Annotated in this window: 12 protein-coding genes; 8 read left to right on the top strand and 4 right to left on the bottom strand. The window is 46.7% G+C overall.

The genetic code is table 11. The features are described 5' to 3' along the window. The first annotated feature begins 584 nt into the window (after window positions 1-584). Window positions 585-725, top strand: a complete 141-nt coding sequence (locus H569_RS22505; protein WP_157833505.1) for a hypothetical protein — start codon at window positions 585-587, stop codon at window positions 723-725. A 75-nt stretch (window positions 726-800) separates the two neighbouring features. Further along, window positions 801-1,751, top strand: a complete 951-nt coding sequence (locus H569_RS0109815; protein WP_238492518.1) for a methyltransferase — start codon at window positions 801-803, stop codon at window positions 1,749-1,751. Between the two features lie 17 nt (window positions 1,752-1,768). Here H569_RS0109815 and pepF read toward each other — a convergent pair whose 3' ends face one another. Continuing rightward, a complete protein-coding gene (gene pepF / locus H569_RS0109810; RefSeq protein ID WP_027364865.1) occupies window positions 1,769-3,574 on the bottom strand; it encodes an oligoendopeptidase F in 1,806 nt (601 codons plus the stop codon). Between the two features lie 152 nt (window positions 3,575-3,726). Between pepF and H569_RS0109805 the strand changes: the two genes are divergently transcribed. Then, window positions 3,727-5,022 (top strand): uracil-xanthine permease family protein, encoded by a 1,296-nt coding sequence (locus tag H569_RS0109805; protein WP_238492517.1) that lies wholly within the window; start codon window positions 3,727-3,729, stop codon window positions 5,020-5,022. A gap of 63 nt (window positions 5,023-5,085) precedes the next feature. Here H569_RS0109805 and H569_RS0109800 read toward each other — a convergent pair whose 3' ends face one another. Then, entirely contained in the window at window positions 5,086-5,574 is a 489-nt protein-coding gene (locus H569_RS0109800; protein ID WP_027364863.1) for a ferritin-like domain-containing protein, read from the bottom strand. 20 nt (window positions 5,575-5,594) lie between these two features. Next, window positions 5,595-5,747 (bottom strand): rubredoxin, encoded by a 153-nt coding sequence (gene rd / locus H569_RS21780; RefSeq protein ID WP_081410961.1) that lies wholly within the window; start codon window positions 5,745-5,747, stop codon window positions 5,595-5,597. A 181-nt stretch (window positions 5,748-5,928) separates the two neighbouring features. Here rd and H569_RS0109790 point away from each other — a divergent pair, with 181 nt between their 5' ends. The 5 genes from H569_RS0109790 (at window position 5,929) to H569_RS19920 (ending at window position 10,557) form a co-directional block, all read left to right on the top strand. Continuing rightward, window positions 5,929-6,573, top strand: a complete 645-nt coding sequence (locus tag H569_RS0109790) for a tetratricopeptide repeat protein (protein ID WP_027364862.1) — start codon at window positions 5,929-5,931, stop codon at window positions 6,571-6,573. Window positions 6,574-6,587: 14 nt separating this feature from the next. Continuing rightward, entirely contained in the window at window positions 6,588-7,082 is a 495-nt protein-coding gene (nrdG, locus tag H569_RS0109785; protein WP_027364861.1) for an anaerobic ribonucleoside-triphosphate reductase activating protein, read from the top strand. Between the two features lie 125 nt (window positions 7,083-7,207). Beyond that, window positions 7,208-8,311 carry a BsuPI-related putative proteinase inhibitor gene (locus tag H569_RS0109780; RefSeq protein ID WP_027364860.1) on the top strand — a complete coding sequence of 368 codons (1,104 nt, stop codon included), beginning with the start codon at window positions 7,208-7,210 and terminating at the stop codon, window positions 8,309-8,311. A gap of 119 nt (window positions 8,312-8,430) precedes the next feature. Then, the gene (locus H569_RS0109775; RefSeq protein WP_027364859.1) at window positions 8,431-9,498 is read left to right on the top strand and encodes a BsuPI-related putative proteinase inhibitor; all 1,068 of its coding nucleotides are present in this window, start codon (window positions 8,431-8,433) and stop codon (window positions 9,496-9,498) included. A gap of 420 nt (window positions 9,499-9,918) precedes the next feature. Further along, window positions 9,919-10,557 carry an RQC-minor-1 family DNA-binding protein gene (locus H569_RS19920; protein WP_051273539.1) on the top strand — a complete coding sequence of 213 codons (639 nt, stop codon included), beginning with the start codon at window positions 9,919-9,921 and terminating at the stop codon, window positions 10,555-10,557. A 746-nt stretch (window positions 10,558-11,303) separates the two neighbouring features. On the opposite strand, the gene H569_RS0109765 is transcribed toward H569_RS19920, so the two are convergent. Further along, window positions 11,304-11,912 carry an FmdE family protein gene (locus H569_RS0109765; protein WP_027364858.1) on the bottom strand — a complete coding sequence of 203 codons (609 nt, stop codon included), beginning with the start codon at window positions 11,910-11,912 and terminating at the stop codon, window positions 11,304-11,306. Between the last annotated feature and the right edge of the window lie 455 nt (window positions 11,913-12,367).

Genomic DNA, 12,367 nt, shown 5'->3' with positions numbered 1-12,367 from the left:
TACCTGGCCACCGTTGAAGCAGCCAAAAAGTGGACCATGCCTGTTAAAGACTGGAAGAACTGCATCTCACAGTTCGCCATATATTTTGGGGATAGATTGGAAACTGAGTTGGCCATATAAGTTAGCCTGGCGATTAACCGACGGCAGCCCTTGACATGGAGCCCTCCAGGCCTGTGTTTCCAGGAGGCCGCGGGGAGTCCACGCTGTGCGTTGGCCTCCCGCCCAAATAGGCTAACACAGGCCTCTCTCCATGTAAAGGGCTGCCTGGCTGTTTCTAATTAACCCCAGTTTTATCTTAACCATTTACACGAAAATATTCACACTCCCTGGAGCATAGACTCCGTGTTCTTTTGTTCTATTTTCTGCGGCACCTATTTCGGTATTATCTAGCTTTAGTTCGACCGTCATTATAGTGTTTTAATTGAAATTAGGATTGGTTCAGCAAACCCTAAATAATAAAGGCCCTGCGGGATATAGCTTTAGGAGATCGCAGCGGGCCGGAAGCCGGTTCATCTCGCAGGCATTAAGGTTGCTTAAAATATGACGGCATTTAAGATTCAGTTTAAAGAAAGAAGGTTTGGGTTTTGGGAACATTATTACTAATTGGTGCCGGTGCGCTGGCCCTGTATTTGGGGTTTAAATTTGTGGCTGGAATTATTCGAATGATCTTCTTTTTGGCAATAATTGGGTTCGGGCTGTGGGCCTATATGCATTTATTAAAATAAAACCAGGCTTGAAAGTTTTCCTTGTTATAATTATGGCCAGGGCGGTTTGGGTTAACAATAAAAATAATTACGGGGGTGAGAATAATTCCCAACGTCAGTTCTTTTCAGCTGCCGCAGGAATTTTTAATTGTCGGTGCGGCGGTTACCAATGGTTTGTTTGATGCATTAAAGGACGGCCCCTACACTTTGGTGGAACTTGCGGACAAAACCGGGTCCGATTTAAGGGCGCTTTGGGTGGTGGTTGAAGCGCTGGTAGCCCTGGGGTACTTGAAACACGAAGCGCCTTGTATCAGCCTCACAGATGAGGCGTACTCGATTTTCTATGACGAAAACAGCGAACAGTATGTTGGTTTTGGCTTTATGCACGCCTATAATTTAATGCATTCCTGGCTGCAGCTTCCCAAGGTGCTGGAAAGCGGCAAACCGGCCACCCGGGAGCGGAGAAGCGGCCTGCGGCTGAAAAGTTTTATTTTGGCCATGAGACGCAACGCGTCGCCGGGCGCCCAAGAAATTGTCGACTTTTGCCTCAAAGACCTGCCGCAGAGCCCGGCCGTGCTGGATGTGGGGGGAGGACCGCTAACTTACGCGCTGGCTTTCGTGGAAAGGGGGGCGGAGGTTACCGTACTTGACACCCCGGAAGTTGTTGATCTGATGTTGCCCGGTCTTGATCCCGGCCTTCCTATTCATATGGTGAAAGGCGACTTCACTGTTGCGCTGCCGCGCGGGCCGTACGACCTGGTTTATTTGGGCAACGTGTGTCATATCTATGGTGAAAAGGAAAACAGAAAACTGTTTCGGGAGGCGGCCGCGGAATTAAACCCGGGCGGGCGGGTTGTAATTAACGACATTATCCGGGGTACCGGAGTAAGGGCCGCTGTTTTTGGCGTCAATATGCTGGTCAACACCGAATGTGGCGGTACCTGGACCTATAATCAATATAAAACCTGGCTGGAGGAAGCGGGCTTTATGGTCACGCCGGTCAGCGAAGTTGCCGGCAGGCAGTTGATTACCGGTATTAAAAATTAAGCACCCTTACGGGTGCTTTAACTATTGGTGAGCCGTTCAAATTCATCCAGCAGTTTACCGAATACATCCAACCCGTCCTGAACCGGCTGCGGGGAGGCCATATCCACGCCTGCGGTCCTTAACAGGTTGAGCGGGTAGTCCGACCCGCCTTTTTTGAGAAAGTCCAGATAGCGGCCCACCGCCTGGTCCCCCTGATCCAGAATTTGACCGGCCAGGGAGGTTGCTGCTGAAAAGCCGGTGGCGTATTTGTAAACGTAAAAAGCGCTGTAAAAGTGAGGGATGCGCGCCCACTCATATTTAATTTCTTCGTCAACCACTATGTCCGGTCCGTAGTAATCAACATTCAGCCGGCGGTAAATCCGGCAGAGCAGTTCCGGGGTTAAAGCTTCCCCGGCTTCCAGTTTCTCGTGGGTTATTTTTTCGAATTCGGCAAACATGGTTTGCCTGAATACCGTGCCGCGAAATTGTTCCAGGTAATGATTTAACAGATAAAGCTTTTTATCACGTTCACTTACGGTATCAAGTAAATGTCTGATCAACAGCGTTTCATTTACCGTTGAGGCCACTTCGGCGGTAAAGATTTTGTAATGGGCATAGATATACGGTTGCTCCCGGTATGAATAATACGAATGCATGGCATGACCCATTTCGTGGGCCAGCGTGAAAACGTTGTTCAAATTGTCCTGGTAATTCAACAATACGAAGGGGTGAACTCCATAGGGTCCCCAGGAATACGCGCCGCTGGTTTTTCCTTTATTCTCGTACACGTCCACCCAGCCGGAATTGATGCCTTCGGCAACTGTTTGAATATATGCGGAACCCAGGGGTGCCAGCCCTTCCTTGACCATTTCAACAGCCCCGGGGTAAGGGATATCCCACTTCACTTCCTTGGCCAGCGGAGTATAAAGGTCATACATATGCAATTCTTCAAGTCCCAGTATTTTTTTACGTAAAGCTACGTAGCGGTACATTTTGTCAAGATTGGCCCGCACGGTTTTAATCAGGTTGTCGTAAACTTCCCGGGGGACGTTATCGCTGAATAATGATGCTTCCAGAGCAGATGGATATTTGCGCACCCTGGCATAAAAAACGTCTTTTTTAACGCTGGAGTTGTAAGTGGCGGCCAGGGTGTTGATAAATTTTCGGTATGTGCTGTACATTGATTCAAATGCTTCTTTGCGCACCCGGCGGTCCCTGCTTTCCATAAAACGTATGTAGCGTCCATGGGTTACTTCCACCTCATTCCCTTCCTCGTCCTTGATCGGGGGAAAGGTGAAGTCGGCATTGTTGAGCATGGTAAAAATATTGGACGGTGCCTGGGTTACTTCTTCCGCCTGGGCTATAATTTGCTCTTCAGCCGCAGACAGGGTGTGGGGTTTCTGCCTGTAGATTTCTTCCAGCGCGAAGCGGTATAATTCCAGGCCGGGCTCTTCTTTTCTAAACTGCTCCAGGGTTTCTGCCGGCAGGCTTAAAATCTCCGGAACAAAAAAAGAAATGGCGGCCTGAACCATGGCGCTCAAACTCTCGGACCGGTCGGTCAGAGCCTGGTAAACCGGGTTGGCGTTGTTCTCGTCACGCCTCATTTTGGCATAGGTAAAAACCATTTCGTCTATTCTATTTAGATCCTCCTGCGTGCGAAAGGCTTCCAGCAAAGTTTGGGCGGATTCACCCAATCTCCCCTTATAGGACGCGACTTTTTCTATCAACCTGCTTACTTCTTTAAAATCCTTTTCCCATAAATCATCATTGGGATAGATGTCTTCCAGGTGCCACTTGAACTCCTGAGCTATCTCCTCCCGGTTGGGCAGCGTTTTGTTAGACATATATATGCATCCTCCTATCCGGTTCTGGTTGATTTATTTTCCTTTCAACTGTATTGTATCCGGAAAAAAGCATGGTTAGAGCCGGCCGGAATTAATTTGATCGCCAGTATATTTGTGTTAGAATATTAATATTATATACTTTGATCCGTGGGGTGGTTCAACTGGCAAAATTAAATTTTAAGTATGGCTTGGATGAGATTCCACCACCGGTGGAACTTATACTATATAGCTTGCAATGGCTGGCAATATCCATACCTACCATTATAATAATCGGTAAGGTGGTGGCCGGCCTTTATTTTGGCAACGCCGCCGATCAAATTGTTTACGTACAAAAGGTTTTTTTTATTACGGCGGTGGCAATGCTGGCGCAGCTGCTCTGGGGGCATAAACTACCTTTAATCCTGGGACCGGCGGCGGTTTTGCTGGTGGGTATCGTCGCCAGTCAGGGCAACAATCCGGCAGCGGTTTACACTTCAATTATGTTGGGCGGGGTTATTCTTTCCATAGTCAGTGTGACAGGCTTGTTTGGCCGGCTGCAAAAATATTTTACGCCGCGGGTTGTGGCCACAATTTTAATCCTGATCGCTTTCACCATTGCCCCGACTATAATGAACCTGATCTTATCGCCCTCACTGGAGTCCCCGCCGTTGTTCAATCTTGTTTTCGCTCTGGTGCTGGTGTTGATAATGTTTTTGGCGGGCAGGCATCTAACCGGTATCTGGAAATCAACTTTGATTATCTGGGCCATCATTGCCGGCAGCATTATATATTTATTGTTCTTTCCGGAAATGGCAGGTTCCGGGGGTGTTCCCGTGTTTTCGGCTTCCTTTTTCAGCAATATCAACAGCAGTTTGGAGTTTCACCCCGGGATAATGTTTTCCTTTATTGTTTGTTTTCTCGCCCTTTCCATTAATGACCTGGGTTCGATTCAGTCCGTCGGTGAATTGATCAAGCCGGACAACATGCACGGGCGTATAACCAGGGGGATAGCTTTGACCGGGCTTGCCAATGTCCTATCGGGCTTTTTAAGTGTGATCGGGCCGGTAAATTTCTCTCTAAGCCCGGGGATAATAATGTCTACCGGCAATGCATCAAGATTTACCCTGATGCCAACCGCGGCGGGTTTATTAATACTTTCTTTTTTGCCCGGGGCAGTTGCCTTTGTAGAGGCGATTCCTTCCTTAATTATTGGCACAGTGATGATTTATGTCATGTGCTCGCAAATCGCAGCGGGAATGCTGGTGGCTTTCGGTTCCACGGAAGGGTTTAATTTTGACAGCGGTTTAATCATGGGGCTGCCCCTGCTGCTGGGAATAATTATCTCATTTCTGCCGGAAAATGTTTTGGGAACTTTTTCCGCTGCTTTGAGGCCCGTTATCGGCAACGGATTTGTCACCGGCGTGCTGGCTGTTCTGGTGCTCGAACACATTATTTACCGGAAAAAATAGAACGGTGCCGCAGCGGCCCCGTTCTATCAAATCCAATATAGTGATGAACCGAAAATAACCGGATCAATTATATGGCATTACGTCAACTGCCAGTTTTCTAATGTGCTGCTTTTCTTGTTCGATCAGCCCGGCCAGTATTTCCTTGCTGGTGGCATCAACCATGCTGTACAGTTCCTGAAAGATTAGTATAGAGTCTTTTTCAAACCTGAAGGCTATAGCCAATGCTTCCCGGGCCACCGTGACCTTGGCGGCCAATTTTTCAATGTTGGCATGGTTAAAAACATGGTTGTCAATCAGCGCTTTGACATAATTGCCGTATTCCCCGACATAACTTTCGTTGGGCGTAAAATCGTGCGGCAGTTTTTCACCCAGTTTTTTAAAATCTGAAATGTGCTTGTCTTCCTCACCGGCAAGGAATTCAAAAATCTTTTTTACTTCAGGGTCGTCAACCTTTTGTGCCGCGATTTCATAAAACTTTTGTCCCTGCTTTTCAATTTCAACCGCCAGCTTAATGATTTCGTCTCCGCTAAATTTGGTGATACTCCAACTCATAAATTATCTCCCCCGTCTATTTATTCTTTTTCAAACTGGTCCTTACCTGCCCCGCAAACCGGGCATACCCAGTCATCAGGAAGCTTGTCAAACGGGGTGCCCGGGTCTATACCTTCCGCGCCTTCCTCAGGGTCATAGACATACCCGCAAATAGTGCAAACGTATTTATCCATATGTAATCAATCCACCTTTCCAAAATTGATACATGTATTATTGGCATTATAGAAAGCAATAATTACGTTTCAATTACCAAATTATTAATATATCCTTAATCTTGGAGGAAGAACAACTAGATTATGGTATATAATGTATATAATATAGTTGTTGTACTACTATAGAACGGAGTTGGGTTCCTTGAAGCTTTTTGGATTATTCATGATTATCTCCTTGCTTACCCGCAATCCCTTGCTTGCGCTGCTTATTTTGATTATGATCTATGTTTTTGTAGACCGGAGCTTTATCGGCATATTACCGGATTTCCTGGCTCCGCTCAGGCGAAGCAGGCGCCGTTACGAATTGCAGCGCGAGGTGGAAGTAAACCCGCATAATGCCAATGCCCAGCTGGAGCTCGGGGAAATGTATTTCATGCAAGGACAATATGACCGGGCTGTGGAGCGCCTGCAAAACGCATTGGTTAAAATGGATGACTCGGCCCTGGGTAGGTATTACCTGGGGGCGTCCCTCTATTATCTGGGTCAAAGGGAACGAAGTTTAAAAGAATTGGAAGCGGCGATTCAAATTAATCCCAAGGTGGCGCACGGTTTGCCATATCTTTATTTGTTAAAACACAGCTATTCTGAAAGTTTGACAGATAGCTTAATGCGCTACGGGTCTGTCCAGGCGCTGTTTGAAACCGGTAAATATTTAAAACAAATAGGTAAAAAACAGGAAGCGGCCAAATTTTTTAACGAGGTGCTGGATGTTTATCGCCTGTCGTCGCCGACCATGCGTCGTAACTACCGGCGTATGGCAGTTTACGCCAGGCTTTTCGGCAAGTAAAGGAGAGAATATAAATGGCTAAGCTTAGAATTTCAGGTTTTGTCAGAGAAAGCGTGGTGGACGGCCCTGGTTTCCGGCTGGTTATTTTTACCCAGGGCTGCCCGCGCCATTGCCCGGGGTGCCATAACCCGGATCTCATCCCAACCGGGGGCGGGCAGGAAGTCGGCACGGAAGATGTATTAAAGATGATTGAGGAAAATGTTACACCGCTGACCAGGGGCATCACCATATCGGGCGGGGATCCGCTGATGCAGGCTGCGCCTCTGGCGGAAGTTCTTATAGCGGTGCGGGATAAGTATCCTAAATTTGATATTTGGGTCTATACCGGCTACACCTTTGAGAAAATTAAAGAATTGCCGGTATTGAAATATATTGATGTACTGGTGGATGGTCCTTACGAACAGGATAAAAGAGATTTAAACCTTGCCTTCAGGGGTTCTTCCAACCAAAGAATAATTGACGTGCCAAGGAGCCTTGGTCAAAATCAAGCTGTTGTGCTTGAGTTTTGATATTAACATGAGTTATGCATTTAGACTCCCATGCCGCCGGCTTTTATCCACCCTCCGGTTCACCTTTATGCTTTTCAAAACATAAAATATTTTGGGCATTATTTAGGAAGGGGGGAAGGATTAACATGGCAACGACATATAGGGTAAGACGTGGGGATACAATTTACACTATAGCCAGGCAATTTGGTACTGGCGTAAGTGCAATTCTTGCAGCGAATAATATCAGAAATCCCAATCAAATTGAAGTTGGGGATGTATTAATTATACCGACCGGCGGCACTGCAGTCCCGACAACGCCCGGGCCAGGGGCGGGGGCGCGTAACACCAGAATTTTTAACGGATTGCGTTACACTATTTCGACCAATCGCACACAGTACCGGCGCGGCCAGCAGGTAAGAATAACTTTTGAAAAATGCAACACTTCCGGTAGGACATTAAGATTGCAATATAACACCGGACAGCGGGTGGATTTTGTAGCCTTGCGCGGCAGCAGGGAAGTTTGGCGTTGGTCGGATGAAAGAACTTTCACCAGAGCCACTGGCGTAGAAGTATTTAGTCCGGGCGAATGCAAAACTTATACGGCTACCTGGGATCTGCGCAATAAACAGGGCAATTATGTAGCGCTGGATAATTTTCGTATTCGTGCCTATAACGTGGCAAGAAATATAGAAAACCAGTATGTGGAAACAACCATCAGGGTTGTGCCGGGGCAGCAACCAGGACCAGGTCCGGCGCCGGTTGAAGAATGCCCGAAGAAAAACATGCTGCGCGACCCGGGCTTTGAATTATGGAGCGATGGCAAGCCTGATGCCTGGTATTCTCAGAATGTATTTCGCACCAATCAATCGCACAGCGGTTCTTATGCCGCTGAACTTGGCCGGTCCAGTGACCAGCAAGCGTTGTTGTCCCAGAGAATTAAAGCAGCGCCTGACCGCATTTATCAGGTTACTTTCTGGGCCAGGGAAAATGTACGGTCGGGTGGAGTTTCCAGATTCACGATGGAGTCCCAGATCTATGTATATAACAGTGCAGGCGAACTGATCGGTCGGGTTGACCCGGTCTATACAATGGATAACATTCCTAATAATACCTATCAACAGTTTTCATTTACCTCAGGAGTACTTCCAGCCGGTACCAGCGAAGTGGAGTTGAGGTTTATATTCAGGCCCAATTCCAATAACAGCAACACCGTTAAAATCGACGATGTCGAGGTAATATGCGTCCGTTAAAGTATAGCCCGTGCCGGTGGCACGGGCGCTGCCATTATAAACCAGGTGGTTTGGGTAACTTTGTCTCCTTCTCTGACATAAAGTAATAGTAGGCAAACGCCGGAAGGAGTGAATTTACAGTGGCCACATATAAGATAAAAGGGGGCGACACACCTGGCCGGGTTGCTGACCGCCACGGCCTGATGCCGCAGCCGGCTAAATTAAACAACATTAAGGACTTTAGGCAAAGTGCCTATATTCCGGATTATGATTACAATTATTACGAATACCCGCGGGACAGCGAATATGCTACCAGATATTATGACGGCATACGCTATGACATTAGAACCAGGCGCAGAAGATACTACCACGGGGAGGATATACCGGTTATATTCAGCTACTGCAACCTGTCCGAGCGTCCCAGGATCTTTAGGTACCCGGACGGCCGGCGCGTCAATTTTGTCGTTATGCACCACGGCAGGGAAATAAGGCGTTGGACTGATGCCGATTTTGCTGATTATAAAAGCGGTGATTTTGTGCTGCAGCCGGGTGAGTGCCGTACCTATAGAACTAGTTGGGACTTGCGTGACCACAGGGGTTATTATGTTAACCACGGTCCCCATATAATTCGGGCCTACGACAGATCAGATAGAAGGCGGTACGTGGAAGCAGGTGTAGAGGTGCTTGGACCTGAAACCGGGCCTTCAAAAGTTTATTCACCATGTTCACGTTCAAACATGTTAAGAAACCCCGGTTTTGAAGAATGGTTGGATAGGAATGTTCCGGAGAACTGGTCCGCAGCCAACGTGAATCGGTCCAGGATGGCCCATTCTGGCAACTATGCTGCTGAATTGGGTGCCGCAGCAGACAAAAGGGCGCTATTGTCCCAGTCTGTTCCTGGTGAGCCAGGCAGGATTTACGAGGTGACTTTATGGGCTTCGGAAAACCTGCTCCTTGGTAGAAAGAGCGATTTTAGCCTGGAGGTTGCAATTTTTGTTTACAATAGCCTGGGCCGGCAAATCGGCCGGGTAGACCCGGTTTATAAACCTGACAGCCTGCCCAACGGCACTTACCAGCAATATACCTTTACAACAGGGGTGCTGCCTTTCGGCACGGACTGGATGGAATTGCGTTTTGAATTTCGACCCACGACGGGCAACACCAGCACGGTGCTGGTAGATGATGTCTCCCTGAGGTGTATGAAATAGGGGGTCGGGCTTAAACTATCCTGAAAAAACTTTGACGGAATATCTCCAGATGACTAACAGCTGGCTCAGAGGCGGGCGGACAGGGTCGTCCGCCCCTACAGCAACCCCTTTTTCATCTTTTCGATGGTGCCTCATTAGCGGCATGGTGGTCTAACTATAATAACCAGCACTACAGTGTAATTTAAAGGTTAGCGGAGCTATGGAGATAGTTCGTGAGTCCCGTAATCGCTAGCTGCGGGCTGAAAGGAAGACGGTGGAAGAACAAAATCGCTTCGTGATGGCTACAAAGGTAAATGCTTTACCCTTACCATGAAATGGCGGCAACAGCTAACAGGTTGCCATTTTTTTTGAAAAAAGGTCGAAGGAACATGCCAGCATGTGGTACAAGGTTAATAAACTAACTTTTATTGAGGTGTTTTTATGAGCAAAAAGAAACAAAGGGTTAGATATCACCTTGATCCAAAAGATATAAAAGATTTGTCGTTTGAAGAGATAAAAACAATTTTACGCGGCGCCGACGAGCTTATTGCCACTGGAGGCAGGAGCCTGCTCGCCAAAATACTTAAGGGGTCAAAAGATAAAAAGCTTCTTGAGTATGGCTTGGACCAAAGTCCCGTATACGGTTTTTATAAGGAATTAAAGATTGAGTATATAACCGCCAGGATTGACTGGCTTATTAAGAGAGGATACCTTAAGATTGAATATAACGGCAGGCTGCCTGTGATCGTTTATACCGGCATGGGTTGGGAAATTGAACGGGATACTTATTCGGATGAACTGCTGGAAAAACTCAGGTCACTAATTCCGGGTGGAGATTACAGCTTTGTAAATGAACTGAAGGACAGAAACAGAGGTATGATCTTGCTGTTGCTGGATAAGATTAAAAAATCCGGTGAAAAGGAGTTTATTCCGCTCCTAGAAGCCTGGAGGGAAATAGATTACAGGAAGGTAAGGGAGGAAATAGCCAAAGTTATAAATCATCTTGAAAAAGGCGGCGACTTACCTGATAAAATGATTGATCTTCGTGCGTTCAGGCAAAGAAGGCAGAATAAAGATTGATTTTGTGCAAGATGGCAAAGTGAGCATTGCAGCCTTAATAGGGCACGTACGGTTCCGTCGAGGAGTATGGGCGGAAACGCCCATGCTTACTCAAGAAAACCTCCTCTGGTTCTTTTTTTGTGCCTAAAAAATAATTTGCCAGAATAGGGGGTTTTCCTGCTTTTTTATTCATTATTTCTCGATTTTTCCTTGTTTTTCTCCTTTGGGTGTATATTCCGACATGTCAGAGCCAGCCATTCCGGAGAGCTAGAGCCACTACTCCGGTGAAAATGAGCCACGATTCTGTTTAGAGAGCCACCGGGTGGGTCAAGACAATGAATTAAAGATTTTAAGAAACCATAATTATTTATTATGATGTGCTTTGGTTCTGCCGCCGTGGCTGTGGTCAGTGTGGATAACGTGAAACGTTATCCAAGTACTGTGGTCAACCTGGAAGGTTGTCCACAATTAAATGGGGTGAATGGAGTGGTTGAATACCCGAAGGAATTTTATGAATAGCAGGTGCTAGGCACCGCTAAAAAAAGACCCTGGCGCGCGGGGTCGTCTTTTAGGGGAAAGGCGGTAAACCCGCAGCGCCGTTTGGTCGAAAGGAGAATTTTTGCTGTCAGGCGCATGTCGGAACCGGACAGCAAATTTTTTGGAGGTCAGAGGCTATGCCAAGGCCTCTTGACTAATGAAAAATGCCATGCCGGTATTGTCTGCTTCGGCAAGACATATACCTCCATGGCATAGAGTTTTTTTTCTTATCAGCCCCGGCTGTAGTTATCAGCGCAGGGAATACAAACGACCTGACCGTCTTTCACCCTGGCGCGGGACTCCATAACATATTCGCCGCAACTGCCACACTGTACGGAATTAAAAATCCGGGCTTTGTCAGGCATCTTAAAATTAATTTCCTCTGTTACGCAGAAATCTTCCTCAGGCATATTCAATATCTGATCTGTCCTGGAGGCTTGATATTCATAGAACTTCTTTTTTTCTTCCTCTGTGGCGGCACCTCCGAAAACTTTCTTGCGCAGTTCGGCAACACCAGGGTCCTGCCTGTGTAAAACCTCGCCGTTTACCGAAATTCTTAGTGCCCTGTTGCTGTTACGGCTGCCGAAGGTATAAACCTGCTTGCCGTGATCCCGGTAAATCAAGTTGCCTTTGCCCAGGGTACAACCCGTCAACAGCATAATGGCATCGACGCCGCAGGCATCATTTTCCACAATTGCCACTAATTCCTCATCGACAGCCCGGTATTCCTTTAATTTCTTTAGCGCTATGCCGGCCACACGGTAGCCCACGGCCAAACCCGGGCAAGAGTGCCCGTGAAATTCGATGGACCTTTCCCACGGGTTTTTTTCTATACACATGCATACCACTCCTCGCAAATAAGTATTATTCTTTTTCTGTACTCAGTTACTATGCAACAAAAAAGCCACGAAAAGCATTCCCTGCCGGAGGGAAACGCACCTTCATGGCACTCTTTAAAATGGTTGATGATAATTAATTACCTTGATTAAGTTATTAAATAATGTTACATCATAAATAATTATATGTCAACATATATGTCAACAGATTCTAAATCCATTGTTGAATCTAAAAACCGAATATTGTATAATTATCTTCAAGTATCTAATATTGATGGTAATATTGATGGTTACGAAGGCCATCTTTCCATAACATATTTAAAAAAATTTTCAAGAGACCACGAAGGTTTGTTATTCCATTAGTAATGGGGTACAGCTTTGGTGGTTTTTTCTTTTTCGGAGGTGAGACGAGGCAAAAAAAGCATCAGGGCAATGCCCGAATTGGGTGGTATCTACCT

This window comes from Desulfotruncus alcoholivorax DSM 16058, from assembly GCF_000430885.1.
Classification (GTDB): domain Bacteria; phylum Bacillota; class Desulfotomaculia; order Desulfotomaculales; family Desulfallaceae; genus Desulfotruncus; species Desulfotruncus alcoholivorax.
Note: the sequence above shows the minus strand (reverse complement) of the source record. Positions and strands in the feature narration are given on the sequence as shown.